This is a genomic window from Haladaptatus paucihalophilus DX253, assembly GCF_000376445.1.
GTDB classification, from domain to species: Archaea; Halobacteriota; Halobacteria; order Halobacteriales; family Haladaptataceae; genus Haladaptatus; species Haladaptatus paucihalophilus.
The window spans coordinates 1,960,520-1,987,151 of the sequence record NZ_AQXI01000001.1; the positions used below are offsets into that span (position 1 = coordinate 1,960,520).

The 26,632-nt window shown below is 54.7% G+C and carries 40 protein-coding genes; 13 read left to right on the top strand and 27 right to left on the bottom strand.

The window, feature by feature from the left end; translation table 11 throughout:
• Positions 1 to 439: 439 nt before the first annotated feature.
• The 8 genes from B208_RS0110950 to B208_RS0110985 are packed head-to-tail and all read right to left on the bottom strand — an operon-like array spanning position 440 to position 6,459.
• Complete coding sequence (locus tag B208_RS0110950) at positions 440 to 1,363, bottom strand: hypothetical protein (protein ID WP_007982564.1); 924 nt, start codon at positions 1,361 to 1,363, stop codon at positions 440 to 442.
• 23 nt (positions 1,364 to 1,386) lie between these two features.
• Entirely contained in the window at positions 1,387 to 1,812 is a 426-nt protein-coding gene (locus B208_RS0110955) for a hypothetical protein (RefSeq protein WP_007982563.1), read from the bottom strand.
• A complete protein-coding gene (locus B208_RS0110960) occupies positions 1,813 to 2,283 on the bottom strand; it encodes a hypothetical protein (RefSeq protein WP_007982561.1) in 471 nt (156 codons plus the stop codon).
• On the bottom strand, positions 2,283 to 4,613 hold the full coding sequence (locus tag B208_RS0110965; protein ID WP_232423776.1) for a hypothetical protein: 2,331 nt from the start codon (positions 4,611 to 4,613) through the stop codon (positions 2,283 to 2,285). Before B208_RS0110965 ends, B208_RS0110960 begins: the two co-directional genes overlap by 1 nt.
• The gene (locus tag B208_RS0110970; protein WP_232423777.1) at positions 4,610 to 4,876 is read right to left on the bottom strand and encodes a hypothetical protein; all 267 of its coding nucleotides are present in this window, start codon (positions 4,874 to 4,876) and stop codon (positions 4,610 to 4,612) included. Before B208_RS0110970 ends, B208_RS0110965 begins: the two co-directional genes overlap by 4 nt.
• Positions 4,877 to 4,918: 42 nt before the next feature.
• A complete protein-coding gene (locus B208_RS0110975) occupies positions 4,919 to 5,614 on the bottom strand; it encodes a hypothetical protein (protein ID WP_007982555.1) in 696 nt (231 codons plus the stop codon).
• Entirely contained in the window at positions 5,614 to 6,162 is a 549-nt protein-coding gene (locus B208_RS0110980; protein ID WP_007982552.1) for a hypothetical protein, read from the bottom strand. The genes B208_RS0110975 and B208_RS0110980 overlap by 1 nt, the downstream gene beginning before the upstream one ends.
• Positions 6,163 to 6,459, bottom strand: coding sequence for a hypothetical protein (locus B208_RS0110985; RefSeq protein ID WP_007982550.1), 297 nt, complete (start codon positions 6,457 to 6,459; stop codon positions 6,163 to 6,165). It lies immediately after the preceding gene.
• Positions 6,460 to 6,672: 213 nt separating this feature from the next.
• Here B208_RS0110985 and B208_RS0110990 point away from each other — a divergent pair, with 213 nt between their 5' ends.
• Genes B208_RS0110990 through B208_RS0111010 form a run of 5 tightly spaced genes read left to right on the top strand, consistent with a single transcriptional unit; the run spans position 6,673 to position 9,464 of the window.
• Positions 6,673 to 7,212 (top strand): hypothetical protein, encoded by a 540-nt coding sequence (locus B208_RS0110990; protein WP_007982547.1) that lies wholly within the window; start codon positions 6,673 to 6,675, stop codon positions 7,210 to 7,212.
• A complete protein-coding gene (locus B208_RS0110995) occupies positions 7,205 to 7,642 on the top strand; it encodes a hypothetical protein (RefSeq protein ID WP_007982545.1) in 438 nt (145 codons plus the stop codon). The genes B208_RS0110990 and B208_RS0110995 overlap by 8 nt, the downstream gene beginning before the upstream one ends.
• On the top strand, positions 7,642 to 8,316 hold the full coding sequence (locus B208_RS0111000) for a hypothetical protein (protein ID WP_007982543.1): 675 nt from the start codon (positions 7,642 to 7,644) through the stop codon (positions 8,314 to 8,316). The genes B208_RS0110995 and B208_RS0111000 overlap by 1 nt, the downstream gene beginning before the upstream one ends.
• Positions 8,316 to 8,741: a hypothetical protein gene (locus tag B208_RS0111005; protein WP_007982542.1), complete on the top strand. Its 426-nt coding sequence runs from the start codon at positions 8,316 to 8,318 to the stop codon at positions 8,739 to 8,741. Before B208_RS0111000 ends, B208_RS0111005 begins: the two co-directional genes overlap by 1 nt.
• Complete coding sequence (locus tag B208_RS0111010; RefSeq protein WP_007982541.1) at positions 8,742 to 9,464, top strand: hypothetical protein; 723 nt, start codon at positions 8,742 to 8,744, stop codon at positions 9,462 to 9,464.
• A gap of 44 nt (positions 9,465 to 9,508) precedes the next feature.
• On the opposite strand, the gene B208_RS23835 is transcribed toward B208_RS0111010, so the two are convergent.
• The 9 genes from B208_RS23835 to B208_RS0111050 all read right to left on the bottom strand — a co-directional run bounded on the left by B208_RS23835 (position 9,509) and on the right by B208_RS0111050 (position 15,115).
• The gene (locus B208_RS23835; RefSeq protein WP_139025538.1) at positions 9,509 to 10,192 is read right to left on the bottom strand and encodes a hypothetical protein; all 684 of its coding nucleotides are present in this window, start codon (positions 10,190 to 10,192) and stop codon (positions 9,509 to 9,511) included.
• Positions 10,193 to 10,256: 64 nt separating this feature from the next.
• Positions 10,257 to 11,213, bottom strand: a complete 957-nt coding sequence (locus B208_RS24330; RefSeq protein WP_171970548.1) for a hypothetical protein — start codon at positions 11,211 to 11,213, stop codon at positions 10,257 to 10,259.
• A gap of 111 nt (positions 11,214 to 11,324) precedes the next feature.
• Positions 11,325 to 13,112 carry a hypothetical protein gene (locus tag B208_RS0111020; protein WP_018128868.1) on the bottom strand — a complete coding sequence of 596 codons (1,788 nt, stop codon included), beginning with the start codon at positions 13,110 to 13,112 and terminating at the stop codon, positions 11,325 to 11,327.
• 85 nt (positions 13,113 to 13,197) lie between these two features.
• Complete coding sequence (locus tag B208_RS0111025; protein WP_007982538.1) at positions 13,198 to 13,731, bottom strand: WDGH domain-containing protein; 534 nt, start codon at positions 13,729 to 13,731, stop codon at positions 13,198 to 13,200.
• On the bottom strand, positions 13,728 to 13,865 hold the full coding sequence (locus B208_RS24335; RefSeq protein ID WP_007982537.1) for a hypothetical protein: 138 nt from the start codon (positions 13,863 to 13,865) through the stop codon (positions 13,728 to 13,730). Before B208_RS24335 ends, B208_RS0111025 begins: the two co-directional genes overlap by 4 nt.
• Positions 13,865 to 14,170, bottom strand: a complete 306-nt coding sequence (locus B208_RS0111035; protein WP_007982536.1) for a hypothetical protein — start codon at positions 14,168 to 14,170, stop codon at positions 13,865 to 13,867. Before B208_RS0111035 ends, B208_RS24335 begins: the two co-directional genes overlap by 1 nt.
• A complete protein-coding gene (locus tag B208_RS0111040) occupies positions 14,167 to 14,403 on the bottom strand; it encodes a hypothetical protein (protein ID WP_007982535.1) in 237 nt (78 codons plus the stop codon). The genes B208_RS0111035 and B208_RS0111040 overlap by 4 nt, the downstream gene beginning before the upstream one ends.
• Complete coding sequence (locus B208_RS0111045) at positions 14,400 to 14,648, bottom strand: hypothetical protein (protein ID WP_007982533.1); 249 nt, start codon at positions 14,646 to 14,648, stop codon at positions 14,400 to 14,402. Before B208_RS0111045 ends, B208_RS0111040 begins: the two co-directional genes overlap by 4 nt.
• Positions 14,639 to 15,115: a hypothetical protein gene (locus tag B208_RS0111050; protein ID WP_007982531.1), complete on the bottom strand. Its 477-nt coding sequence runs from the start codon at positions 15,113 to 15,115 to the stop codon at positions 14,639 to 14,641. Before B208_RS0111050 ends, B208_RS0111045 begins: the two co-directional genes overlap by 10 nt.
• Before the next feature lie 121 nt (positions 15,116 to 15,236).
• On the opposite strand from B208_RS0111050, the gene B208_RS0111055 reads away from it, so the two are divergent.
• Positions 15,237 to 15,431, top strand: a complete 195-nt coding sequence (locus tag B208_RS0111055) for a hypothetical protein (protein WP_026177813.1) — start codon at positions 15,237 to 15,239, stop codon at positions 15,429 to 15,431.
• Positions 15,432 to 15,440: 9 nt separating this feature from the next.
• Here the strand turns inward: B208_RS0111055 and B208_RS24340 are convergent, their stop codons facing one another.
• Positions 15,441 to 16,493: a hypothetical protein gene (locus B208_RS24340; RefSeq protein ID WP_171970549.1), complete on the bottom strand. Its 1,053-nt coding sequence runs from the start codon at positions 16,491 to 16,493 to the stop codon at positions 15,441 to 15,443.
• 6 nt (positions 16,494 to 16,499) lie between these two features.
• Positions 16,500 to 16,694 (bottom strand): hypothetical protein, encoded by a 195-nt coding sequence (locus B208_RS23840; protein WP_007982523.1) that lies wholly within the window; start codon positions 16,692 to 16,694, stop codon positions 16,500 to 16,502.
• A 272-nt stretch (positions 16,695 to 16,966) separates the two neighbouring features.
• On the opposite strand from B208_RS23840, the gene B208_RS0111075 reads away from it, so the two are divergent.
• Together B208_RS0111075 and B208_RS0111080 are read left to right on the top strand one after the other, a co-directional pair.
• On the top strand, positions 16,967 to 17,815 hold the full coding sequence (locus B208_RS0111075; RefSeq protein WP_007982522.1) for a hypothetical protein: 849 nt from the start codon (positions 16,967 to 16,969) through the stop codon (positions 17,813 to 17,815).
• Positions 17,816 to 17,859: 44 nt separating this feature from the next.
• Positions 17,860 to 18,666: a hypothetical protein gene (locus B208_RS0111080; protein ID WP_232423778.1), complete on the top strand. Its 807-nt coding sequence runs from the start codon at positions 17,860 to 17,862 to the stop codon at positions 18,664 to 18,666.
• A gap of 6 nt (positions 18,667 to 18,672) precedes the next feature.
• Here the strand turns inward: B208_RS0111080 and B208_RS24695 are convergent, their stop codons facing one another.
• Together B208_RS24695 and B208_RS25030 are read right to left on the bottom strand one after the other, a co-directional pair.
• On the bottom strand, positions 18,673 to 19,338 hold the full coding sequence (locus B208_RS24695; protein WP_232423779.1) for a DUF4145 domain-containing protein: 666 nt from the start codon (positions 19,336 to 19,338) through the stop codon (positions 18,673 to 18,675).
• Between the two features lie 55 nt (positions 19,339 to 19,393).
• Positions 19,394 to 19,657: a winged helix-turn-helix domain-containing protein gene (locus tag B208_RS25030; RefSeq protein ID WP_073096835.1), complete on the bottom strand. Its 264-nt coding sequence runs from the start codon at positions 19,655 to 19,657 to the stop codon at positions 19,394 to 19,396.
• 365 nt (positions 19,658 to 20,022) lie between these two features.
• Here B208_RS25030 and B208_RS0111090 point away from each other — a divergent pair, with 365 nt between their 5' ends.
• Genes B208_RS0111090 through B208_RS0111100 form a run of 3 tightly spaced genes read left to right on the top strand, consistent with a single transcriptional unit; the run spans position 20,023 to position 20,688 of the window.
• A complete protein-coding gene (locus B208_RS0111090) occupies positions 20,023 to 20,343 on the top strand; it encodes a hypothetical protein (RefSeq protein ID WP_232423780.1) in 321 nt (106 codons plus the stop codon).
• Positions 20,336 to 20,509, top strand: a complete 174-nt coding sequence (locus tag B208_RS24345) for a hypothetical protein (RefSeq protein ID WP_007982514.1) — start codon at positions 20,336 to 20,338, stop codon at positions 20,507 to 20,509. Before B208_RS0111090 ends, B208_RS24345 begins: the two co-directional genes overlap by 8 nt.
• Positions 20,506 to 20,688, top strand: coding sequence for a hypothetical protein (locus tag B208_RS0111100; RefSeq protein ID WP_007982512.1), 183 nt, complete (start codon positions 20,506 to 20,508; stop codon positions 20,686 to 20,688). Before B208_RS24345 ends, B208_RS0111100 begins: the two co-directional genes overlap by 4 nt.
• Before the next feature lie 8 nt (positions 20,689 to 20,696).
• On the opposite strand, the gene B208_RS0111105 is transcribed toward B208_RS0111100, so the two are convergent.
• Positions 20,697 to 21,923, bottom strand: coding sequence for a site-specific integrase (locus tag B208_RS0111105; protein ID WP_007982511.1), 1,227 nt, complete (start codon positions 21,921 to 21,923; stop codon positions 20,697 to 20,699).
• Positions 21,924 to 22,273: 350 nt separating this feature from the next.
• Here B208_RS0111105 and B208_RS0111110 point away from each other — a divergent pair, with 350 nt between their 5' ends.
• Positions 22,274 to 22,945, top strand: a complete 672-nt coding sequence (locus B208_RS0111110) for a hypothetical protein (protein ID WP_232423774.1) — start codon at positions 22,274 to 22,276, stop codon at positions 22,943 to 22,945.
• Positions 22,946 to 23,178: 233 nt separating this feature from the next.
• Here B208_RS0111110 and B208_RS0111115 read toward each other — a convergent pair whose 3' ends face one another.
• Genes B208_RS0111115 through B208_RS0111125 form a run of 3 tightly spaced genes read right to left on the bottom strand, consistent with a single transcriptional unit; the run spans position 23,179 to position 24,147 of the window.
• Positions 23,179 to 23,601, bottom strand: coding sequence for a type II toxin-antitoxin system VapC family toxin (locus B208_RS0111115; RefSeq protein WP_007982573.1), 423 nt, complete (start codon positions 23,599 to 23,601; stop codon positions 23,179 to 23,181).
• On the bottom strand, positions 23,601 to 23,849 hold the full coding sequence (locus tag B208_RS0111120) for an AbrB/MazE/SpoVT family DNA-binding domain-containing protein (RefSeq protein WP_007982571.1): 249 nt from the start codon (positions 23,847 to 23,849) through the stop codon (positions 23,601 to 23,603). The genes B208_RS0111115 and B208_RS0111120 overlap by 1 nt, the downstream gene beginning before the upstream one ends.
• Before the next feature lie 49 nt (positions 23,850 to 23,898).
• Positions 23,899 to 24,147: a DUF7692 domain-containing protein gene (locus B208_RS0111125; RefSeq protein WP_007982569.1), complete on the bottom strand. Its 249-nt coding sequence runs from the start codon at positions 24,145 to 24,147 to the stop codon at positions 23,899 to 23,901.
• A gap of 539 nt (positions 24,148 to 24,686) precedes the next feature.
• Between B208_RS0111125 and B208_RS23845 the strand changes: the two genes are divergently transcribed.
• On the top strand, positions 24,687 to 25,676 hold the full coding sequence (locus tag B208_RS23845; protein WP_139025540.1) for a twin-arginine translocation signal domain-containing protein: 990 nt from the start codon (positions 24,687 to 24,689) through the stop codon (positions 25,674 to 25,676).
• A gap of 1 nt (position 25,677) precedes the next feature.
• On the opposite strand, the gene B208_RS23850 is transcribed toward B208_RS23845, so the two are convergent.
• Both B208_RS23850 and B208_RS0111130 read right to left on the bottom strand, forming a co-directional pair.
• A complete protein-coding gene (locus B208_RS23850; protein ID WP_139025539.1) occupies positions 25,678 to 26,097 on the bottom strand; it encodes a hypothetical protein in 420 nt (139 codons plus the stop codon).
• Positions 26,098 to 26,337: 240 nt separating this feature from the next.
• Positions 26,338 to 26,595, bottom strand: a complete 258-nt coding sequence (locus B208_RS0111130; protein ID WP_007982567.1) for a hypothetical protein — start codon at positions 26,593 to 26,595, stop codon at positions 26,338 to 26,340.
• Positions 26,596 to 26,632 lie beyond the last annotated feature (37 nt).

A 26,632-nucleotide genomic window follows, 5' to 3' on the forward strand; every position in this document is an offset into this window, starting at 1 on the left:
TGGTCGCCAGACCCGCACGGACCAGATGGGTCCACCCGAAATTCGACTTCGACCGTCCCGGAGACATCAAGCGACTTCGTGGTCGATCCGCTTTTCGTCGTAGCTTTCCCTCTCGGAATCTCATAAAGGTAGGTTTCAACATCATCGACGTAAACCGCAAATCTCGGCCTTTCGTACCAGTAATCGGTTTCAGTACGCCAATCAAATGAGAACGTCACCTGACCGCGCTGGTTGCCAAGATTACGCCGGGCTTTCGCCCAGTGACATTTGTAATCATGAACCCGCATTTCGGTACCGGGGTTGGTGACGCTTCCCTTCTCAGCGCTATCAGTCGTCCAGCCATCGAGATTCCCATCATCGAAGTCGTCACTCAGCGTATTCCCACTGATCACCGCACCGTCTGCTGGTGGTGCCGTCATAGATGGAACACAGAGCGGGGTCAGTCCATCCGTAAGGCGATAGAGAGGTTGCTATGCCGTTTCAGGACGGTATAGACGCCCGCACCGCCCGCGTCCTGCACCTCGTCCTTGTGTCCCGTCGAACTGCCCGACCGGTCCTCGACCCAATTATCGAAGTCGCCGATCACCGTGTCTTCGCCCTCGACGTTCCGATACTGGCGCGAGGAAACGACCGAGTTCGTCAGTGGGTAGTTGTCGAACGCCGCATCGGGATTGACGTGCCCGTGAGCGGGTTGGTCGTTGTTCCCGACGTGGTGTTCGTACCGGTTGTTACCGTTGTAGTTCGAGTTATTGTTGAACCAGCCAGACGCCGACATATGGACGGCTTTGAGCCCGTTGTTGGTATCACCGAAGCCAAGCGCCCATCCGGCTTCCCGTTCGTCCGCGGCCGTGTAATCCCATGCACGGTTCACCTTACCGACACCGAGGAAGAGCTCGCCGTCGTCACCGTCGGCGATTTCGCGCTGCCAGTAGAGCTGAAAACCCTTCTCGTCAGTGTAGTCCAGCCAGTAGGACCCGGAATCCGCCATCTGCATGGCGAAATCCACGTCGACATTCGTCTTCGGGTAGGCGACCGCACTTTCCGCGAAGTCGGTGGTGTACGTCGGATAGTTCTGCCCGGTCTGTGCCGGGTCGAACTGATAGCGGTCCGTCCACTGTTCGTTCGCGGCGTCCCACGCTGGCCCGTGCTGAAGCACCAGTCCGCCGAGGTCCGACTCTACGCCGATGTAGATGTCCTCGGTCGGGGTCGAACTCGTCAGGACGAAGTAGTCGCCCTTGGCGAGTTGGGCTGCGCCACCACTCGAATCGTCTTTAATCGTCCAGTTCGCCTGCCCGCCGACTTTATCGCGCACGTCGGCCAGCATCGTTCCGTAATCCGCCTGAATTGCGTCGTCAAAGGTCATAGGTCTAAGAGAGAAAGCCGCCGTTAGGCGAACGCCTGCACCTCGATTTTCGGGGTGTTCGTCGCGCTCGCGGCGGCCTGAATCCAAATCGTTTCCGTGTCGATACCGTTGTCGCCACCCAGCGAGTAGGGCGACTCCTGCTCATCCGGCCGAATCTTCGCCCCCTGCGTCGAACCGGACGGGTCGACCGGGCAGATATTCACGTCGTCGGTCGTTCGGACCGTCACCGTCTTCGCCCGAAAGCCGAACTCGATGGGTTCCCACGTCCCCTTCTCCTCGGTGTACTCGTCGTCGAGCGGCTTGCGGTCGGTCCCGGTCGAGAACCAGTGAACGCTCGTGGTCCCGTCGACGCTCGCGTCGCTCGCGCCGACGTCGTTGGCGACAAGGGTTCGAATCGTGCGTAGCTCGGCAAGGATGTCGTCGAAGACGTCGGGAATGGTGAAGCCCATCTACTCGTCCCCCAGTGTGAACTTGAGCACGAACGCCAGCACGACGAGCGCGACGATTGTCGTCTGCATGTCGTCGAACAGGCCGCCCGAAGCCCCGTTCGAGTCGTTCGAATCGGGGGTTTGCGTCTTGAGGAACTGGTTCGCCATCTCCTGTTTCAGCGACGGCGGCAGGTCCGAATCGACGATGTTCGAGAGCGTGTCACTCGCGGCCTGTTTCTGGCCTGCGATGGCCTTCGCCTTCTGGACGTCTTGATGCTGCCAGATGAGCGCCCCGCTGCCGATGGCTCCGACGGAGCCGACGGCCGCGATGGGTTTCCAACCGATTTCGACCGCCTCGTCTCCGAGTTTCGCCGCCTCGTCCAGCGACTTCGCGGCCGTGCTCAGCCCCACGTCGTCGATGTAGCGCATGGCCTTCGCGGCCGTAACGCCGAGTTCGTCCGAGAGTTTCATTGCGACTTCGAGTTTCCCCATCAGGCGACACCTCCCGGTGCACCGCCGTCACCGCCACCGGCCGCGAGAACCGCGACACCCGCGACGCCGACCGCCGCCAGCGCGATCTTCTTCCCCATCAGTTTCTCGACCGTCGATTTCGAATTCGACTGGGTTTGATGGGACTCGCGGACCGTCTTCGAGATTTCCTCGCGGTTCGGCCCGGAGCCGGTCGGTTGCTGATCTTTCGAAATCGTCCCGTTCTGGACGTTCGTCGCGTAGGCGTCGAGCGCGGACTGCAACGCGTCGGCCGAGTCGAACAGCACCGGCGTCTGGCTGGTCATCCCGTCGGCCGTGAGGTAGATCGTCGTCTGGTCCGGGAGCGAGCCGCTGGCGAGCAGTTGGACTTGCTTGCCATCGACGTGCGAGCGTCCCCAGATGTTCCACATCATCACCTGCTGCATCTGATGCCAGTCGCCCCACTGGGAGTTTCCACTGCCGGGCTGGTTGCCGTTCCCGTTCCCGTCGGCGTCGTCGTTGCCATTGGTGCCGTCCGGGATTCCGTCGTTGTACTCGCGGTTTTTCATCCACTTCTTGTTCGCGTTCCGGGCGGCCGTTTCCGTCTCGAACGACGGCGCTTCGTTCAGGAGATACCGTTCGCCGTCTTTCGGTACTTCAGTGGACGTCCCGGACGCGGTGAGCGCCAAGAGCGGGCCGCCCTTCTCCATGATACCCGTCACGAACCACCGTCGACGCGACCCCGAGAAGACCTGCTGGTAGCCGAGTACCCACCCGCTTTCGAGGACTTCGGCCTTTCGCAACTGTCCCCACGTCGCACCGCCAGATCCGGATCCGCCGGTATCCGAGGTGCCGGACCCGTCGGACCCGCTGTTACCGTTCCCACCCGTCCCCGTGCTACCGCTCCCGTCACCGGTTCCGGTATCGGACGTTTCGAACCCGCCGCCAGCGCTGTAGAGCGTGCCGCCGAGGACGGCCGTCCCACCGGCCGCGGTCGCCGCGGTGACGGCCTTCCGGCCGCGAGTTTTCGTGAGACCCTTGACCACCCGTTCGGTGCGTGAGAGATCATCGCTGGACTTCGCGGTCGCTTCCGCGATGTCGTCGGCCGATTTCTCGGCCGTTTTCACGGCGTCGTCGGTGGACTTCACCGCCGCTTCAGCGGTTTCGTCGCTCCCACCGGTGATGGTCTTCTTGTAGTTCTCGATCTCCTTCGCAAGGCGCGATTCCGTCCGGGAGTTTTCGGCCGCATTCGCAGCGAGGTTATCACTGCTTTTCAGCCCCGTCTTCTCGGCGGTACGGGCCACGTCACCTACCTCGTCGCTGCTCTTCAGCGCGTCCTCCGAGAGGTTGATTGCATCGTCCAGCACGCGAACCCCGTCGTCGCCGTACTTCAGGCCGATTTTCTCCGCGACACGGGCGGCTTCGTCGGAGCCAGCGATGTACTTCGCACCGCGCAGGCCACTCATCGCGGCTTTCTCGCCGACGACCGAGAGCGCCACGTCCGCGAGCCCCGCGGCACCGACTTCTCCTTCGGCTGTCCCCTTGTCCACGTCGAGGCCAGTCAACCCCGTGACGACGGTTTTGGCCGGGTCAGCGACCAGACTCTCGCCGAGGAAGGTGCCCGCATCGACGACGCCGCTCGTAATCGGATTGTCGAGCGGCGTTCCGGCCGCGACCTTCCCTTGGGTGTGGTCCTTGAGCACGCCAGCAAGGTTCGACACTTCGCGGGCGAACTGCTGTTTGTCGTCGTAGCCGAGGGCGTACTGTGCACTGCCGCGAATCGTGTCCTGTACCGAGAAGGTGTCGTTGTCTAGCGTGGTATCGACGACCTCCTTCGTGCCTTCGTCCACGCCGTGCCACGTCTCTTGGGCACCCTTCACGGTGTCCGAGGCCGTCTCGCCCGGATTGTCGATAGCGTGCGAGATGCCCGCGAGAACGCCATCGCTCTTCTTCTTTTCGCGGTTCTTCTCCTTCTGGGACTTGGAATCCGCGACGACCTTCGTCTTCGCCCCGTTGCCGTAACCCGCTCCCGAGCGATTCTGTTCGGCTTCGTGGGCGTCGTGCTCTTTCTGCTTCTGCTTGTTGCGATTCTTTTCCTTCTGGGACTCGGAGTCAGCGACGACCTTCGTCTTCGCTCCGTGGCCGTATCCGGCCCGACTCCGGTAGTCTTCGGCTTGCGGATGGTCGAACGACTCGCCCGAACCATCGACGTTCCGTCGCCGATCATCCGAAAACGTCGGCGTCGAGCCGCTGTCGTTCTGCTCCTTGTCCTTCTCTTTCTTCTTTTTCTTCTCGTCCTCGACGACAGGGCCGCCGCCACTGCCGCCCGATTCGAGACGGGGGCCGAGCATCATTGGCCGACCCTCGCAAGGATGAGCAGCAGGACGAGCAGTTGAACGACGTTCACGATGAAGTCGAGGTCGCTCTTTTCAATCGTGAGGCCGGGGGTGGAGGTGGCCGTCGACGGACTGGACGTCGGTGCGCCCTCCGTCGCGGTCGTCCTCGCCCCGTCGGTCGCGGCCGTACCACTCGTGCCCTCCATCGCTTGCACGAGTTTGTTGTACTCGGGGTGCGAGCGAACCAGTGCTTGTGTTCTCGTAGGTGAATCAGATGTCATAGTGAAAGTGAGAAATCGAGACGGGTGCCCGTCTCTACGGCATCAGTAGGTCAACTCGACTTGCTGTTCGAGCGATGAGATGTACTGTCCCTGTGGGAAGTAGTTGTCCTCCCACCAGAGTTGGTGTGGGGAGTCGATGCGGAACTCCAACTCGTCGTGTTCCTCGAACGTCACGGAGCCGTGCAGGTTGATCTCGGTCCCGCGCGCCAGTTGCGGGAAGTCGTGGAACCGATAGATGGGAATCGGCCACTTGTAGACCGCACCCTCGACCTGTCCGATGCTGTTGCGCGCCCGGAATTGGACGCTCCCCTCGGCGAGAATCGGGTACAGGTACACCTCGTCCCCATCGGCCGGGTCATCGGCCAGCGTGACTTCGTTCGTGCCGTAGTCGATGGCGTCGATGGCGATCTCCGTATCCGTGGTCGCGTTCATTGCGATGACCGCCGGGTAGTCCTGCTTGTCGAGGTCGTGCTTGCCAGCGACCGGCATGATGTCCGAGTCGAGGACGACGACCGTATCGTCCGCTGCCGTCCCGGTGAGCTTCTGCCGGGTTCGCGGAACGAAGCGCGTCGCATCGCGCTTACCAACCATCTCGGTGCCTTCGTACTGCCGGGAGTGTTCCCACGTACAGACCGTGGACATCTTGTCCGGCTGGTTCTGTCCCAGCGTGACGTGCTCTGCACCGTAGGTCGTCCCGGTGTGGGAGATGGACGTGCGTTCGACGCTACTTCCGGGCATCAGTTCGCCCCCTGCGTCATCGCGCTGACGGCCTGCTGTTCGGGGGCCGCGAGCGAGTCCCACGCGAGAATTTCGACCGGTTCGCCGAAGTCAGACGTTTCATCCCCAATCGTGAGGCGCGACTTCTCCGCCGAGAAGCCCGCCGCACCGGATGGAATTTCGACGAAGACGTGAAGACGCTGATTCTCCTTGAGGACCACCGTCTGCTTGGTGTGGCGCATGAAGTCCGGGTCTTTGCGCATCTTGTCGTAGTCGAAGTTCCCGAGCGTGCCGTTGAAGACGACGAACCCACCGAGGCGGTTCCCTCTCTTGTCGCACTTCTGGACGATAACGCGGGTGTCCTTGTCGAGTTTGTTGCCGTTCGCGTCCCGGAACTCCGGTGCGATGACGGTCCCGGCGAGGACGGTGACGACGTAGTTCTCCGGGCCTTCGATGATGAACGCCGGGGTGTCGCCGTCGTCAGCCGGGACGTCCTGTGCCGTGACGAACTTCTTGTCCTTGTCGATGCTGATTTCGCCTTCCTCGTTGTTGCCGAGCGTGACCGTCATCTAGATACCCCCCACTTCGGAGAGGAAGACACGGCCGCCCGAGACGAGACAGCCGAGCGCGACGTTTCGCTGGTGGATTTCCATGCCATCGGGCACAGGGACGAGAAGCACCATTACCGCCGCGAGCACGCCGTAGATAGCGTCTCCGCCCTTCATTTGGACGTCGTAGAGTTTTTCGCGGAGATAGCCGGTGGCGAACTCCATGACGAGTGCGCCGAGTAGAATTTCCGCGAACGCGATCAGATAGTCGCCGTCAACGAGTGCCGACAGCGAGTCGAAAACTGCTAGTTCGGACATGATACATCCCCCAGTACGGATGCCGGTGATAAATTCGGTCTAATTAGTTGGTGAATTAGTGGATTGGCGGCCGAATTGGGGGTCGAATTGGTGAATTAGTATCCACCCCCTCCGCACAGTTATCAGGAAACGGACCCAACAGACGAGTGAGCGCGGATATCGATACACTCCGTCGCTCTCGACTGACTCTCTACAATCCAGACTGATTAGACTATGGACTCTCTCGACACTCTCTCTCGACTCGTCGAGGACGGCCACGACATCGAAGCCTGTCGCTACTGTGAAGAACAGGCGGTTGTCGCCGTGCTCGACCAACGCATCGGCACCGGGACCGTACCCGGCAACAAATACCGGCGGAAATGCCTCAACCCGGACTGTGAGGCGTGGAACCCGATGACGTCGAAGGACTACTTCGACGCCCATCCGCTCCCGCACGTTCTCCCGGCCGACGAAGACCCCGACGATCCGGCCGCACTCGTCCCGCTCGATGAGTACGACGACCCGGACGACGAATACGCCGACCGACTCAAGGCGATTCAGGACCGCCTCAACCGATCCAACGACGACACGGACGCCGCTGACGGCAACGACTCACCCGAACCGGAGACGGGCGCGGTGGCGGTCAACCGCTTCCGATGCGACCACTGTGAGGAAGCGGTGACGGGCTACCCCGAGCGCTGTCCGAACTGTGATGCGCTCTTCCGCTGGGGAGCAGACGCCAGCGCCGACGACCGGGAGGACGCCCATGTCTGATGTCGATACCCCCGAAAACTACGCGGACACCGTACAGGACCTCAAGGAGGAAGAGACGTCCGGCACGACGACGGAGACACCGGCGGATGTTCCGACCGGCGTGGACCCCAGAGAGCCACAGTCCGGGTTCTCGCTGCCGCGTCCCTCGGCCGCCACGCTCGGAATGGCGGTCCTCGTTATCGTCGCCGTCGTTCTCCTCTATCGTCGACGGTCGTCGAGCGACATCGACGATGTGACCGATACCAACCCCAAACCGTCCCCCGAGAACGAGGAGTTTGCGAAGGTACAGGACATGACGAACGAAGCCGTCATCGAGACGAACCAGACGCCCGCGGACACCATCCCGCAGAACGGCCAGCCGCACGAACAAGACGAAGCGGTGGCGCGCGTCCTCCAAGACGCTGGGAAGCTCACCGGTGGTGGTGACTGATGGCGGTAACACCGGTCGAAACCGTCCCGCCGGACGCTGACGCCGACACGGACGCCCGCCGCGAGAGTCCCGAACCGGGCGACCCGACCATCGATGGCTCGACCGACCTCGACGAGGACGATTCGCCCGAAGTGGACGTCCAATCAGAAGCCGACGTCGAAGAAGCCGCTGAGGAGGAAGTCGACGAGGAAGACCCGACCATCGACGAGGTTGATCTGTCGTCGATGGATTTCGGCTTCGAAGGGGACGACACCGACGGACAGGACGAGGCGGACGGTGATGAGGCGACCACCGAGGGTGAGACGCAGACGTCTGCGTCCGGGTCGTCGCCGATGGAGGTGTCGGGCGAAAAGTCCGAAACCATCGAAACCGCCGTCAACGAAGGCTACGCCCGGCTGTTGGTGACGGGGTTGGACGATGAGGAGAGGAAAGCGGAGTTGGAACAAGAATTTGCGGAAGTGTTCGCGGCGTTCCGTCTCGGGTCGGCCGCCTCGTCGTTTGCTGACGAATACCTGTTCTCGCCCGGCGAGGACATCGACCCGAAGTGGGCGCTCTTGGCGTCCGTGTGCGTCTGTACGGCGTTCGGGGCGTGGATGCGCCCCGACAGCGACGAACAATTTTCGAACCTCACGAGCGCGGTGCGTGGCCTGCTCGGGACGGGAGGTGACGCCTGATGGCTGTCAACTTGTTCGGCAAACGATTCTCGCTCCGCGAGCTCGCGTCGTTCGTCCGCGACCCCGAAAAACTCGCAAAGCTGCTCCAAAAGAAGGACGAAGACAACGACATGGACTACTCGGTCGCCGAAATCTTCGCCGACGTGTTCAACGTCCAACGCCTCGATATGCGAGCGCTGGCAGCGACACAGGGAATCGACATGGGGATGGAGCGGATGACCCCGGAGACGGCCAGCAAACTCCTCGCCGGAAGTCTCAGCGACGGTGGGGCCGGACTCATCGAAGCGTTCAACGAGGAAGCGAACCGCCGCGACCGCGTGCTTCGAGAGGCGCTGACCGACGAGCAGTATCAGCGGTTCGTCGAGGCCAAGGCGGAGAAGGTCTGGACGAACATCGACATCGAAACCGACGACACGGAGGCGTAGATGGCCCGTGTTGTCGTGCTCGGTCGCTCTGGGACCGGGAAGAGTTGGTACGTCGGCACGCTGCTCGAACAGGTCGTCCCCAACTTCGACCACGCGATTCACTTCGATTTGGAGGACGAGGAAACCGGCCTGTCCGACGCGGACCACGACCCGCTTTACAAGACGCTGTACGTCACGAAGGAGCGCTTCGACCGGGGCATCAACCTCCTTCGTATCGTTCACCGAGTCGGTGCTGTCCGCGTCGTACCCGATGGTCTGACGAAAGCGGAGTGTCGAGAACTCTATGGACGGTGTGCGGCGGCGGCGATGGCGCTCGGCAAGGAATTCGAACGGTCGTGTTTCGTCAGCTGTGACGAGGGGCACAACGTCGTGCCGAACGGCGGCGACCCGGACGAGCGGGTCGAGCGGATGATCACCGGCGGTCGGAAACACCACGTTGAATGTCTGCATATCAGCCAGCGCCCGCAGTTGCTCCATAAGACGTGTATCTCACAGGCAGAGAAGCGCGTTTACTTCCAGATTATCGAGGAGAACGACATCAAGAAGCTCCAGAACATGACGAGTTTCGACGCGAACCAACTCGAACATCTGGGGGAGCGACGATGTATCGTCGAGAACAAGAATTCAGGTGAGTCGAAGCAGGTCGACACGAACGATCTCACGCGAATTCGTCCGCATCACGCCTCGGATGACGGGATTGTGGACGAAGCTCTTCCCGTATAGCTTTGATTTTCACGAACAACTGGTGAATTCCCACCTCTCGTTTTTTAAATTTCGTAGATACTCTCATACAATTCTGTCGGCAGAACTAGGATGTGTGGGGGGCCGCCTTTAGCACGAACACAAAATACAGTTACACCACCAATCCCAACTGAAGCGACTACGTTCGCTATCGAGAGATCGTATGATCGTTCCGAACTATCAGCTTGATATATCTTATTCGTAGTGTCTACGGACCCGGAGAGTGGAACCACTAGTGAGGCTATCGTGTCAGTCATTTTGATAACCACCGGGACGAGAATGACTGCCATTCCAAACAGCCCGCTTGGGAGGAATACTACGAGAACCGCCGCAGCCCACGCTCCAAGCAGTACTGTAAAAGAAAGCGGGACGATACCGATAGATTCGGAGATACTTATTTCAGTACCTATAACAGTAATAACTCGTCCGGAGGATTGCGAACCGCTGTATTTGTAGACCGCCAATGCGATAGCAACGATTCCAAGCGACGAAACGGCAGATAATCCAACATAACGCCACGGTTCAGAGATGAGACGGCCAGAAGACGGGGCGACTGCTAAAAGTGGAATATTAGAGAGGACAAATACTACGAAGCCATACACTCCGAACAATTTTACGTACGTAAATACTCGAAGAGCACTCCATGAATCGAATTCGATTCCCCAGTGGACGCGTCCCGAGTCGGTCTTCCGGTTTGTATCCATAGCCATTTTCGTTGTTTTATTTGTTGTTCAAAAGAGACCAAATAATTGCTGTTTCGGTAATCTGTGAACTCTAGACGAATGGAACGTCTACGATGTACTTATCGATACACTGTACAACTGTTCCACAATCCATGAAGTACTTGAATGCTTCTCCACCACAGATATGTGAGATACAGATGAAACAGGCTGCATAACCTGCCCACCCGGTGAGTTTACTTGATTTACAAACCAGACCGCAGTAACTACATGCGCTGGGGAACGCAAGATCTGCTGCACACGAGCCGAAGCTGATGAGACATTCTGCTTTACTGAGCTGTGTCGAAACATCTCCAGACTCACCGGTCGTCCGCTCTCCGATGATTTTCTCTTCAGAAAGATCGACCCAGAATTGGCTTGCATCTTCGGATGCAGCACTAACCTGTCCACGTGCACCGTTCGTTTTCCCTTGTTCCGTTACGAGAAACGCGTCATACTCGGAGTTTCGAAGTGCAATAATGTCTTTGGGGGACTGATCAAGGATGCGAGCGAGACGCTGTTGTTCTCCTTTATTTGCTTCACGGACGAAAGAAACCCCATCACCGGTATTAGTAGCAAGAGCTTCCGCATTCCCATTCCATCCGAACGAAACTCCATTACCGGCCTTCGAATTTGGATTGTTAAATGCCCGATGAGCACGGTTGTTAAGTAAAATTGTTGCTTCAGTGTAAGAACTCCCTTGCGACCCGATGAAGAGAGTCCCAAAGTCAGTGGGGATTTCAACCATCTTAAACGACTCCCCCGAGTCAAAGGTAATTGCTGATGCATTCGCCTTCTCAAGTTGCATAGACGGATTACCAAGCGTAGCGAGAACAGACTGAACCTCATCAGTCTGTAGTAATTCGTACTGATCTACTGTAATCGAAGTTGTTTCTGAGCTACTACTGGAGCCGCTAACAGTACCTGTCCCAATGGTAGTACCGATGGCACCAACACCAACTGATTGCAAAAATATTCTTCTGTTCGGTTTATTTTTGTCTTTCTCAGACATATCTATGATGTCGAACAACCATCATTTATAAATTATGGAATAGTAACAACATTAAATGTAGGAAAATATTAATTGCATGGATATGATTTATTATTTGGATACTCTGTCGTGTTAACTGTTTTCTCCGATAGAGGGATCATATACATCTCCAAGCAAACTGAGAGGCGACTCTACTGTCGATGAGATACGTCCTTTCATCACTGCCTCTTCGATGGTTTCCTCACCGTCTGGGCCGGGGAATGTCTCGGTCGGATCGTCGGGGAGCGGATCACCACCGGCCCAGCCGTCCAGTCGCTCAAACGACAGCGGGTCTTGGCCGTTCACGGCGCGGATGCCATTGATTATCTCGGCGTAGTGTTCGGCCTTCTCGACGGCGTTCCGTTCGTTCGCGCGCGCTGCCCGATAGCCACCCCACGCTTTCCGCAGCGCCCGCAGCGCCGGGCCGGGTAACTGCTCGTGCATCGCTGCGGGGTCATCGGTCGGAGTTGGTGCGAGTTGGGCCAACTCCTCGTCACTGGGTCGCTCCGCATCGGGTTCGTGGGCGGTCGCCCACTCATCAAACGGCTGACTCGGGACGTCGGCTTCGACGTGTTCGACCATCTCACCATTCATCGGGTCGTACACACCCGGGTCGAGGACGAAATCGTGCGGTTCATCGACCCGGTTGAACGCCTCCCTCACGTCGTCGATATCCTCGTCGGAATAGTCGCATTCCTTCTGAAGATGGTGGCAGGCGTCCGTATCGCCCTCCTCGCAGTAGTCACGGGCCTGCTGACACGCTTCGCCGAGTCCCTTGTCGTGCTGGCGAGCGAGGTCGTTCAAATCGACGTCCGAATCATCGATTTCGCCCGTCTCACCGGGACCGGCGAGGCCGAGTCGGGCGGCGTCGTCCTTGCCGCTCTCGATGACGCTGGCGTGTTCGATAGATTCGAGGTCGGGATGGTAGTGGTCCAACCAATTGTCCGCGCCTTCCTCGACGAGGACGGCCTTCGACGCCATCGCGTGGAACCCCTTCGTTCCCCACGTCCAATCGGACCTGTCGTCGAGGCGGTCGCGCTCGGCATCCGTGAGCGTCATCTGGCCGTAGGATTTCCCGGTGTTTTGCGAGACGAACGCGGAATCTTCGGCGGATTCGCGGGTTCGGTCGTCCACGTCGGCGCGGAGCGTCACCGTCTTCGTCCGACGGGTATCGGACGGGCCGAGGGCGTCAGGATGGTCATCACGCCAGTCGTTCGCCGCGTCGAGGCGTTCGAAGGTGATTTCGACCCTATCTTCCGTCCGGTCGACTGGTTCGTCCTCATCGTCCGAAACGTAGCCAAGATGTCCCGTCTCACCATTCGGGCCGGGTCGTTCGCCGGGATCGCGGTCGTCGTCCCCGTCGGCCGTGAACGCGTCAAAACCGTCAGTATCGGTGACGTCTTCGTTCACGTCGAGAACGATCTGCCGAACCGCCGACTGAGCAGAGTCGTCGTAGATCGTCGGGAAATCGGTCGGTGACAGCTCCGTTTCGATTCGCTCAAGCACGGCCTCACCTGCCTGTTCGGTGAGCGCTTCCCCGACCGGGTGTTTCTCGTCCGAGTCCTTGTCTTCGAAGACAAGTCGGTACGGACGTTGTGAGTCGGCGTCAGTCTTGGTGAGACGGAGATAGATACCATCGCCGGACGAGTCGGTCGTCGAGAGCCACCGCTTCGCGTGCGACGGCCACTGGACCGTCCCGGTCATATCGGCTTGTGCAGAGACGCTCGGGTCGTCATCGGTACGCGTATCGACGAACTCGGAACCGGTATCGATGCGACTCTCGCGGTGTTTGGTTTGATTCGCATCGGCACCGACGTCGAGTGTCGACTGCCGTCGTCGACCGTCGGTAAAATCAGATGGATTGTAGCCAGAGTTAGACATACATGAAAACGATACAACGGCCAGTACGAAGGGAATTAGTGAAAGTGAGAAATCGACAGACGAGAGCCGATAGTTAGTCAGAGAATTAGTCAAGAAGACGGGGCTGTCGAGCCTTCAGCAGGTCCGTCTCGACGAAGGTCCTGAGCCGGTCGTTCTTCGTCTCTCGGTCGTGCCCGTCCCACGGCCGGACGTCCGGCGTGAGACTGGATTCCGACGCGAGTGTTCGCGGGACGTGCCAACTGGCTTGCCCCGACGGGAGTTGGAGATAGACGACCGCCCAGTCGTCACCTGCCGGATCGTCGTCGTCGGTCGGCGACCACCACCCGGCGTATGGCGCGACGTGTCCACGTCGACGAACCACCTCCGCGAGTCTCGCACTCGTCAGTGCCAGTAGATTCCGGTCCCGATAGACCTGCTCCAACTGGCACGATTGCGCAGTTCGACCGACCAGTTCGACGTTCTGGGTCGGTTTCCCGAGGTGCCAGCGTCGACGAACACGCGCCGGGGTTTCCGTCTCGGTCGAGGCGGTGAATGAGACGCCCGCCGTTCGCAGGACGTCTTCAGCACGGGCGAGATCGCGAAGGTTGCCGCTCGGAACCGTGAGTTCGAGGTCGGTCACGGTTCCGTCACCTCGATGTCAACGTACTCCTCCTGATCGTCACGACGGTTGCGACGGCCGAGGGCAACTGCGCCTACGCTCGCAAGCAGCAGTCCGCTGGTAGCGGCGATGACGGGCATGCTGTGGTTAGGCATCAGGCGACCCCTAGAGTTGGTGGCGCGTCCACGTCCACACCCAGTGCGGCGGCGTACCGTTCCGGGTCGGTGATGGCGACCGAGAAGCGCGACACGGCCTCGACGCCCGCGACTTGCGCCAAATAATTGACGCAGACACCGCACAAGCGGTGGTTCTCGTGATTGGTCGGTCCGAGAAGTTCCCAGTCGGTTTCGTCGAACGCGTGGTGGTTGCACGCGACGTCCCGAATCTCGCCGTTTTCGGCGGCGGCGACGTGCGTTTTCCGCCCGAACGGCGACCGGGCGAGGGCGTTCCACTTCGTCATGCTACCACGCCATCGTAGTCGATGACGAGCGCCTGTGCGGCCGGGTCATCTGCGGACACTCGTTCCCACAGTTCGTCGTCGAGGCCGGGATACTCGGGACAATCGTACGTCCAGAACACGAGCGCGTCCACGTCAGCGTCCTCCACCACCTTGCCAGCGAAGACGAGAAACCGTTTTTCGTCCTCGTTTGTCGGCTGCACCGCGAGCCGGTCGTTTTCGAGATCGTGGTTCACACGACCACCTCGAAGTTCAACCCCGCGAACTCGGCTTCGAGGTCGTCGGTCTTCTTCGGAGTCAGGTCGGTCCAGAAGCCGTCTTCGTCCGTTTTCTCGCGTTTCGTGACACGCAGCCGACCGTCCGTGTCGTCCGTCGGGTGCCGTTCGATATCGAGATAGTACCGATACCGGTCGTCTCCGGGTGGGTTCGAAGTGGCGAGAAAGCCGCTCCCGTCCGGACCAGATGTCCGTTTTAGTTCCATCGGGCGCCCTCCTCGTCGGTGTCGGTGGACTCCCATCCGGGATTGGACGTCGAGTTGCGGGAATCGTCGAGCATCCCGGTGATGGCGACCCGAATGGCGGTCCGCTTGTCTGGCGTGATGTGTTCGATGGTGTTCTCCGACCAGCCGCCGACGTCAGTGTCGGCGTAGCCGAGCGGAGCGACGTCGTAGTCCATGTTCTTCCTGTGGACGATCCACCGGTCGTCATCGCGGCGAACGTGCCACAACAGGGTATCCTCGTCAGTCCATCCGAGGTGGTAGAAATCACCGCGGAATAGGGAGAAGTCACCAACCTGTTGGGGGTAGACGGTGGACTTGGAGGGCGTCGAAGGGTCGAGAAGTCGCGTGGTGAATATGACCCCGGCGCCGAGGAGTGCGCCGGTCAGTAGCCTGTCGGCGACTTCGAGCAACGAATTGGTGTCGTTCCGGTTCTCGTGTTGGTTTGGCATACGAACGGACGGAGACACGGGATTATTAAATTGATCTGTAAAATTGGAATCAGACTATAGTCATGTGGTATTGAAGGGAATATTTAATTGGTATGTCAGTCTAGTAGATGAACAGAACACCATGCCCTTTCGAAAACTGACCGATATCGGCGGCACCAGCGTCGGAGTGACCATCGACAAGAGCGAGCTCCGAGCTGATGGGTTGATCGACGAGGACGGCAAGGCGGTCGAGCAGCAAATGTTGGTAAAGCGAACCGGGCCGGGGACGTGGGAAGTGAAAAAGCCGAATCCAGAGGAGTTTCCGGCGTTGGACTAAACCATGTCGTTAGGAAAGAGAGCTTTCTTCAAGATATTTACAGTCGCCGGGGTATACCATCCTTCCCCTGTACTCGATCAGGGTTTCTTCTAGTTCCTTGCAATCCTCGGCTATACTATCCATTATCGTTGCAGCTTCCTTACCAGTAGAATATGATGGATGTTCATCCAAACTTAGAACAATATTTTCTAACGACGGTCCCACATTTGGTTTTCCAATTTTCGGGTTAGAAGGTCGATTCCATTTTACTACTAATTCTGTGCTATTGTCCCCGGAGAAATACCAGACTTCTTTGTCCTTATGGTCATTTATATGGTATTTATTCTCTGCAACAGATTTTGCAATATCTGCATAATAGGATGCATCATTGTTAGACCGTTCAATAGCAAGTACTTTGCAAAATGCCCACTCTCCAAAGTTACGAGCTGGTTGAACACCTGATGGAAGTATTTCACATACTTTGTCATTTATAATTTCCGCCTCAAACTGTTGACGAAGTGTATCAAATTTCTCGTGTTTTTCCTCTATTTCATCTTTTAGCTCTCTCAGATCTGATGCATGATAGTCAAGCAAATCTTGGAAATAACGGTCCTCTTCAAGGAAACGAGGTGCTGCCCTGAATATGCTATCATGCCCGTATAATGACTCACCTTTCGCTGATTCAATAGACGTCGTCGTAACGCGAGGGAGAGTTCCAGAATCAGGAATACGCTCTGCTCTTGCCATTTTCTCATTTCGATCACCCAGCCAGTGTTCCACCCTCTTGCGGAGTATCTCTGTATGTTCTTGTTGCTGCTTGTGCCTATGCTGCTTATACAGTATGTCAACACTTTCTCGTGTTGATTGTGTATATTTCCAAGTTACTAGGATCAAGATTATAGAAGCCATAGTCTGTGTACTTCCGAGAAGAATATTTGCGTATCCTTCGCCTAAATTCAAATATTTGTATCCAATCGGTGGTACAACTGTAGCAATGACTATCATTGCAAGAATGATTCTCAAGGAGCTATCATCGAACAACCGAGTTTTCGACTCAGCAATATCTGTCTCGGTGCTATCCATAAGTGTCTACACTGCCTCCTTAATACGAAATACAAAATATAACCCTATTAAAACAACAACAAAAGGTATGGCGAGATCACCAACGAGCAGTGTAAAATCACCCAGACCGCCCCCATAGAAGGATTTATATAAGGAAACAAGCACGACCAAGCCGACAGCTAAGACGAAAATCGACTCTATAACTTCCTCGGGATTGCTCATCTGATTGTATATGTCAGGATAAGGACTTGAGTATTTCCCTTTAAATTAGTTATTTGAGATGGACGAGGACGATTCATTTCTCGAATTCCTTCGTGAGATAGAAGAGACTTTGTGTATTCATTTATTCATTGGTAGTGAGAGCTGTTTTCCTGTGCTTGCCTTCACCCCATGTGGCCAATGAATCGCTAATTTCAGTCGATTTAGAGAAGACATATCTCCTACTTAGTTAGTTATATCTGTTTTGGATTATGACTTTATAAGCAATTATAACGATGTCTGAAAACGATGCTGAAGAACACGACAATCCTTTGTCTGTGAAAGATACCTATTCTGGGAAAATTTTCCAACTCGCCAGTACTAGCGAGGAGTTAAACTTTGACCTTCTCAAAGAGCATCTTACCAACAGGACAATCCACCTCGACCCACCTGACGACTATCTGGACAAGGAGGACTTGGAAGTACCAAGAGTATTCACCGATGAGTCTGGCGATATAAAAATCGTCACGACTATAGAAGAGGTTCGCCACGTAGAGACCTCTGAATTCGAAGCACTCACTGGAAGTATTGTGTTGGACGAAACGGGTTCCGTGATATTTCGTGAACAACAAGTTCTAATTCTAGATACAGAAACGGTCAATTTTGCAATTTTCGAGGATGCAGATATCTTTTATGTGATTCTGATTGCTGGGCGAAATCTTGTTCAACATGTTATAGACGTTGTTGCCAATGAATTTGATGAAATTGAGCTCTCTATTGACCCAATTCCAGAACTAGACTCAAGAGATATCGAAGCTGTAGCGGATCACCTTGCTGATGAGTTGATGGATACGACATTCCGAGACTATCCACAACCGTCAATCAACAAGAAGCGTATTACTGGACGTGGCTACCAGAACGAACCAGAATATGAGGAAGAAAAGCGGCGAGGAGCAGTTCATGCGCACATGATGGCGATATCCAAAGTAGGAGATGGGAGTGAAAAAGTGGTGAGTATCTCTGATGATGGTCTTGTTAGGAGTTATTCGAATATGACGCTACGCTCATATCTAAGTATGATAAGGGACTATATTCTCCCACACATCACGTCACAGTCAACAATCTCGAATTTCGGTGGAAATTGAGCCAAATCCAATAAGTAGACGCAAGATATTAAGGTAAAAATCAGATGAACCCCATACCAGTCCTACCACTAGTTGGAGTCTCGGACTTCTCATTAGCTCTGGTGTTGCTCTGGGCGGGAAAGAAAATCTCCGATGCTATTTTCGTCCGTCTCGCAGGGGAGAAAGTCATCGACCGAGCATGGAACACGATAAAAAAGAAAATCAAAGCTCAGTACACACGATTCAAGACGATTAAAGCAGACTTCAACTTCACTGCATATACCCGCACTGAGATATCCATTAAGGACGCCAAGGAGGCCATAGAGAGAGTTCCAAGCCACTGTGAGAGATTCAGCAAAGATAATACCAAATTTGGCTCAGTAAACTGGACTGATGATCACACAGCCAAGGTGACGGTCGAGTATCTCGATAACGAACCTTTTGAAGTAACGCTGGATCTTATACAGAATAATGCCTCCCTTCTGGATGCTGAAGTTAACACGGTTTCCGATGCAAAGCTTGAAAGCATCGGTATCAGTGTTCGGTTCGAGTTCGCATTTCACGAGCTGAAGGGTGTACTAATGGACTTGAACAATTTCGCCGATTTCCTAAGAAGAGGACTAGTCCAAGAGTTCGACATTAGGAACTACACGAACAGTCAACTCGCCATCGGCTCACTCGACAACGATCTCACGCTTGATGATTGGATGGAGGAGCAACGCTTCGAGGCAAGTTTACTGCTCAAGGGAGAGCAGGAAGAGCGGTCTGTCGAATTCTATGGCGACAAAGCAATTGTTACGTCACCCTATGAGCAAGTTGATGATACGACAGCGGATTATATTCGGGCAACGCTGTTAAACTACTATCTCTGAAGGAATTTAGTTGTCTTCTGCGTGGGGATTTGGATGCTTTTCTCGGGCAAATTCAATTTGTTGGTCCGTAAGAACGGTTGCAGAAAGAACCGCGTCAATTAGTCCCTTAATTGCCTCTGCTTGCTCGCGATCTGGTTCATTCTCATTGATATGCGCACCGTCGTTCCCGATGTCTTTCACCGTGAGGAGAGACCTGCGTAGTTTTGCAGGTATGTGCCCTTCTTCATTCAATTTCTTTACCATACCATAGATTGATTTATTAGAATTCATATCAGCGATTTCATAGTGCATTGCTAGAGCGTGAATCGTTTTCCTGAATAGAGTGACTGCACCACTTGGGGCGTCAGCTGAAATACACCTCAAAGCTTCTTGATAGTACTCGTCGATTTCATCGGGCAAATCCTCAAGGCCTTCGATGCCACCAACTGGCAGGATCTTTCTTTCGGAGATATCTACTGACAGAATAGACTCGCAACCATTACATCGGACAGGGATCATATACCCATAAATTGAGCTTGCAGTACGAGGACTCATTTGGGTAAATGTGGCATCATTTTTACAAAAAGAACAAGTGCCACTACCGATTGTTTTCCCAATCAGGTCATCACATCCAATATATGTATTTTTCATCCGGTGGTTTGTCGTATACTTAAAATTGATTTCGGAGGCCATAGATTGCTATAGAGTGGATATCAAATAAATAGTTTGATTATTTCATCCTATTCTTTTATTTACTTTCCTTAAGTTCCTGTGTGTCAAGTTCTCCATCAAGATACCGCTCTCCGCTCTCAGTAATTACGTAGACACCGTTCCCTAGATGAGTTAGAAGGCCGTATTCCGAAAGGACTCGACATCGCTCCGCAACATACTGAGGTGAATAGCGTATCTTCCCTTTCTCTTGCATCTTCTTTGGAGAGCCAGAGCCGTGTTCCCGGATATATTCTAGAACGCGATCATCAACAAGAGACATCCAATCCCCAGAGTAGCGCATATGAGATATGGACAACATAGGAAGATATCCCCAATGAATCTCGTAATGACAGTAGAATCTGCTTCTTGTCGTGCTAGGAAAGATATATCTTATGTGCTCTATTCTAGACTCGCAAGGAAGCGAAACAGAACTCTGACTAGTCAAAATTTGTACTGAAAGGATTAGTCAGACCCGTGCTGTTCCACGGGTCTGTTCTGGGCTTCCTAGGACCGAAAGCCATGCAAACCAACGCAACACCGCCGTATAACGGTTCCGTCGTTAGTATCGCCGAAACGAACGCCCGCCCGAGCACCACTTTCACTTTCAGTGTGCATCATGCTGAGCCTTATACCAGCACTGACAGAAATATTACCTTAGAGTCGCGCGTGAAACGTCCCGACGGGAGAGACGTCGGGAGCGTGTCTGTCACCGCGACTCGACCCGAAGCGGTCGAAAGCCACCGCGAGACAGACATGATTTCGGAGAACGTCAAACAAGCTAAAAGTACCGAATCGGCAAAAAACGAATGGAACGACGACCCGTGGCGCTATCGCTGTCCCAACGGACACTCGTCTATCGAATACTATCGCGGCACCGATTCCTACTACTGCCAGACCTGCGGTGCGCACTTCCCGTCCACCGGTCTACGCGACCTGAAGGCGGACGGCGGCGCGGCCAGCTCGCCGGGAGGTGAAGGCGATGAGTGACGATCTTATCACGGCCATCCGCGACCAGAACCGGATTCTCGAACGCCAGAACGCGATACTCACCCATCTGGCGTGGGTTCTCGACGAGGACGAACAGTCGCCAACGTCGTTCTTCACGCGGATAGACGACTGGAAGTTCGAGCAGGAACGGGAGGACCGCCGATGAGCCACGGAGTGCAGCGGCTCGACGACCACGACCCGAAGGAAGTGCTCGCGCAGTACGACACCCTCGAAGAGTACGTCCAAGACAAACAGGAGGAACTAGAAGTGATAGCAAACGGTGATTTCAGATCGGATTGGATAGCGAAGAAACTGCTCCGCGCGTACACGGAGGACTGGCAATGAGCGCGAGTTCAGTCCAACAGGAGGTCGCGCAGTCCGGGATCGTCCTGAAGCGCGGTATGCAACTCCCTGATCGTCGCTCGACTCCCGGGGTTGAGGCCCGAAGACACGTCTCCAAACAGGTCGTCCTCGGCGTCGGTGACGGTTTCCGCCGCGCCTTGCGTCAGTGGCGCACCGCAGCCGGGGCAGAACCGCGAATGCTGACGGAGCGGCGTTCGGCACTGCGGGCACGCTTCGAGGTTGGGACGGGACGATTCTTCGTCCTCGTCGACGAGATCGTAGTGTGCGAGGATCGATTCGTTCAACTCCTCGTCGCGCACCCCGGAGTACACTTCGAACTGCGAGGAGTCCTTGACCCACGTCGCACGATGCTTGATGGCCTGCTCGTTCAAGCCTTCCCGAATCCATCGGCTGATGGCCGTCTTTCGGAAGTTGTGGGTGTTCACCCGGTCCCGGTCGATTCCGGCTTCGTCGGCGATCCACTTGATACGTCGACCGAGGTACTGGTAGGACATCGCGCCGTCCTCCCCGTCCTCGACGAACCGAACCTTGTGGAACAACGCGGCTTCCTCCTCGTCGCTTCGGGGATGGACGTCGAGCCAGTTGGCGACGTAGCCCCTCGACCAAGTGAGCGGGACGGTGCCAGTGGCACCTTTCACGTTCGCTTCTTCGTTGATGCTGACCGTCCCGGCGCGGTTGGTCAGGTCGACGTCGTGAATTCGAAGGCTCGCGATGGCTCCGATTCGGAGGCCGGTGTCCGCGATGAGCGAGACGAGCGCCTTGTCCCGCGGGTGACTCGCGGCTTCGAGCAGGTCCTCGATTTCCTCGTCGGTGAGCAAGTCGTTCGGATCAACGGTCCGCTCCGGACTGACACCGATTTTGATGTCGTCTGCCCAATCTCGGTCGCGGTAGCGGAAGAACTTCCGGAGAGCTTTCCGGTAGTTTCGAAGCGTTCCTTCAGCGAGTCCGTGGTCATGTTTCAGGGAGAACAGCAATCCATCGACGGCGGTCTTGTCCTGCATCTCAGTGAGCGAAATGTCAGACCGTTCAGCGGCGAGACGGAGCCGGTTGATGTGGTTGACCATCGTACCGGTGTTCACCTTTCCCTGCGCTTCCTCGTGCTGGATGAAGGCGATGATGGCGGCTCTATCTGCATCGGAAATGGAGGCCTCGCGGAGCTTCGCCAATTGGTTCTCGAACTTCCTGCCGTAGCCCTGTACTTCGTCGAAATCAACCATCTATCTGACAGTCTCGCAGTCAGGGATTACAAAGGTATGTTCGGTAATCCGTGTGGGACTATCAGAAATTTTACACTAATCCCTCCGAGATATAGTGGCTTCTCTCGCGGAGGTGGTGCTGCATGAGCCGCACCTGTCCACGGTGCGGCGGACGAATCACATGGACGATAGTCAGTGGTCCGAGTACCGCTCACGTCCATCCGTGCGGCTGTACCGTTGCTCCCGACCAGCTACAAGGAGGTGAGGAGTGATGTCCGGAACGCTGTGTTCGACGTGTGGAGAGCTATCCTCGTGTTGCTATCGGTGTTCGGAATGCGGTGCGGACCTCGCCGGGAAAGGAGGTGACGGCAATGGGCGGTGAGGTACTGCTCGAACAGCTCGCGGAACGCGTCGCCGACCTCGAAGCGAAGGTCGAAGCGCAGGAGGAGCGAGGCGACCGCCTCGAAGCACGCGTCGAGGAACTCGAAGACGAGAACGAACAGCTCCGCGCGAAACTCGACGAACAGGAAGAACAGAACCAACGCGTGCGCGCGTCAGTTTCGCGTATCATCAACGACGTCCGCGAGTATTCGTCGGAGGACGGGAGCAGCGTCGACGCAACTTCGCCGAACCTCGTGGCGGAAGCGGCGAACGTCGGCGGAGAGCTGTACGACTGCATCGAGCGGTCGAAGGAGAACGCCGGACTGCTGAACTTCAAGACGAAGCGTCCCGAGTCGGCAACAGTTCAGGAAAAATATCTGAACGTCCTCGGTCGAGCGGAGGAGAAAGCACAGGAGTCGGGTGAGGACGTCGTGTATCTGAACTACCGCGAGGTAGCGACACACTACGGCTGTGCGTACAACACGGATGGGTACCGCGTGATGGAGGAAATGGACGAACGAGTGCCGGGCGTTCACTACGTCGACGGCCACCTCGCTAACCCGGAGATCGACCCGACGACGAAAATCAAGGAGAAGAGCATCCGCGTCGAGTGGAACCACCCCGACCTCCGCGGGTGGGTCCGCGCTCACCGGGAGGGATAGACTAGGATATCATAATACGGGGGGTCCCGGCGGACCCCCCGTGAGCCACACCACACCAACCACAGGCTAAAACATTCACGCTAGCCACCCTCTGTAAGCATCTATCGACTACTGCTGAGTGCGGTTGTTTCTGCGGTGTTTCTGCGGTGTGAACGAGAGATAACTGGACGTTCCTCGTGTTCTTACAACGTTATAATCGCTCGACGAATTTCAACAGTTCTCGAGTAGTATCTTCAAAACGGGTCGCTCGCGGTATTGAGTCGTCGAATGTCTTCGACCACATCGAAGTCGTCGTCGAAACTGTAGACGTACTCGATACCCTCGCGTTGCATATAGGCCGTCGTCAGAGCATCGACGAACGTGAGTGACGGATACTGTCGGTAGAGCGCTTGACCGCTCGTGAAATCCGCTTTTGGCGAGCGAACGATTTCGAATCCCGCGCTCTCGATGAGAGTGTCGAGCGTAGCGATAGCGGCATCGTGTCCTGCACGCCGTCCGAGAATGTTCAAGACTTCACCGAGAACGTAGTCCGTGACGTGAGCCACCGGAAGGTCGCCGTGGTCGATGGCCCGGACAATTTCGTTTGCTCGGTCGTGGTATTGGTCGCGGGCTAATCGCTGTCCGATGAGAATATTCGAATCGACGACAACCGGCATTAGAACGCCCCGAACTCCTTCTCCAATTCGACTGCATTCGTCTCTTCGCCGATGTCTACCGGTTCGAGGTCATCAAACGCTCCAAATCGCTGCTTTACCACTTCGACAGTCAGGTTTTCCTCGTCGTCGAGTCGCCATCGAAGTTTATCGCCGGGTTCGATGTCCAGTGCGTCCCGAATCTGGGACGGCACGGTCACCGAATGACCGTCATTAACCGTGGTCTCGTCGGTGACTTGGTTGCTTGCCATAACAGAAGATTATCTTTCGTAGTCAAAAAGTCTATTGCAGACCGTAGACTCACTCGTTGACTTGTACTCTCGATTCGACCCGGTATTCGAGCGTTACCCGTGGTGTACTCAGAATCTCCGCTAGTTCTGCCGTCATATCTGGGTGGTCGGCAGCTCGTTCGAGATTCTTCATCATCCGTCGGGTAAACTCCGCACTCGCATCGAGGCCTTTGCTCCTCGTCGATTCGCCGAGTAATTCACCAGCTTGGTCGTAGAGATCTTTCCGATACTCGTACTTTCCATCCGACTTGATTCGCATAGCTGATATTGCACATCGGGGTGACAAAGACGTTCTGCTGGGGGTACTGAAACCGCGTCAGTATATATGGGGAAGTGGATTTGGGATTTCTCACAGGTATACTCCGCGACTCACTCTGTTCTCGACCGACGAATTTTGCACATTGCCTTCGCTCTCTGATGTGCAATTCGAGGAATCGATTTTCGTCGGCGTGAAACCGGGAGTAGTCTCGCGTAAATTGTCCTCTTGGAGATGAAAACTAAGTTATATATAAAAACAAATCACATAGGTAATAAAGAAGATTAAAGTTCATCATTCTTACATTTTACCCACCATTAGTTTTGAAGCAACCAATAAATGATAATCATCCAATAATTCCTGCGAGTTTTGTAGTAGTTGTCTTTCAAAATATAGGATCTGATTTTCATAACTGGTACTTGAAGTAGCTGTATCTATTGATTTATAATGTTTACATATAAAATAATTAGTACTATAAATATTGTCTCTGACAAATTTTCAATGGGTAAGATTTAAGATGTCTATACCTGAGTGAAGAGTGTATGCCTAGAAAAAAAACAGAATCGGAAGGTAATACATCCAGTAGAGCAGAAGGAAGGAGGCAATTTCTTAAGAAGACAGGAACATTGGGAGCAACGATTTCAACAGGAGTGGTAGGGCTAAGTGGAATTTCTATAGCTAGACCAATTGGACCAGATGACCCAAAAGCACACTCAACACACCAGACACGTGACCTAGGAAGCCATTATTATTATGATGAGCGCATTGTCGATACAGGATCACGCGTTGAATTCGTTGATTCTACTTTCTTAGCTGGAAAGTGGAATTTTGTCTATAGGACAAGTGCCGCTACATACTCCATTGATCATAAACCAAGCACTGATGAGTCTAAAAAAGCAGGAGTTATAACCGGCGGTGAAGGATTCACAATAAAAGAATTAGATAATCCTCGACAGGTTAGTACTTCCATTTCTGGAAATGCAGATTGGGGACTCGGTGTGAAATCCCCAAATAACTACAATAATAATTGGAGTAATGCCGCCAAAAATACCATAACAGCACTAATTTCCTACTTTAGCCCAGCTGTAGGAGCAATAGCTACTGCTGCTCAGATTGTCAATTATTGGAAGGAAGCTGCAAAGCCTACTGGATCACATGCAGATGTCGTCGGAAACTACTGGAACTTCTGGGATCCCAGCGGTGCCAAGACCGATTCACTTGGACACTACGTCGAATATACGCACAAAGTCCCTCCAAGAGAAGAGTATGGGAAGGATTACTTTGATTCAACAATAAGGAATTCCCAAAATAACAATATGAATCAGATAGATAATTATGTGAAAACTTTCGGATTGTCAATGTATATCAATTCAAGTCCAAATAATATGTCTACATCTGAGCAGAAAAAATACGGGGTCGAAAAAGTTCCTGCAGCAAAATCAAGGGCAGCTATGCTATCTGATCAGGAACTTGACCCTGACGAACCAGTATACATTGCAAGAAATCCAACTGTAAAGATAGAAGAACTATAGTTCACTCACCACATTTCTCAACATAAATACTGGTTTCATTGGAGTCATGAATGAGAACATCAACATAGGAGCACTTCGTAGGAGATAGTTTTCCAACATTTACTGCAGATTTATTGCCGTTCTCTACATTTTCTATAGTGAGTTCATAATCACCTGGTTTCTTAGGTAGGTCTGTAATTACCGTTGGTTGAGCTTTTACGCCGTCTTCATGCTTTACGGTATATACTTTATTTATGATCTCATCCCCATCATATTTCAGTGTCAATCTAACATCCGTGTTATCAAATTCTTTTAGGCTTACTAGTCTTATACGAGTTAGACGGACCCCGTTGTTAGGTGTAGTCTGAGAGCATCCAGTAAGTATAAAAGTAGCTCCAAAAGGCAGAAGAGTTTTCATGAAATTTCGGCGCTGGAAGGGCATTACTATGCCAATAGCTACTCAATGAACATAAACGCATCTACATCGTTAATCTCGACCATGTACTCTAAAAATACACTCTAATCTATAAGTTCCAATTTACTAAATAATTATGTTTATATAATATTTATATTAAATAAATTATGATTATGGAATATCGAACAACATCCTCCTACAATTTTGGATAAAAGGACAGAATGATGAATTCATGCCAACTAGTTTCTGTAACAGAATTAATAGGGGCTAGAACAAACCTAAGACTTTCCCAACAGCACTACTCCCCGCGAGTAGCCCCACCACCCATTTCCCGCCACGATAGAGGAAACGAAAACGTATCGACCACGGCTCGATCTCCTCGACCCGGGACTCGATATCGTCCATCTCTTCGTTTAACGACGTGTCGATACGTTCGAGGACGTCGGTTGTGTGGTCTAGTTTCTCCTCGACCCGCGCCATCCGTTCGGCGAGTTGCGTGTTCGAGGGGATTCCGGGGTTGATCATCGTCGATTCAGTACCGCTCCGTTCCGAGTTGGGAGAG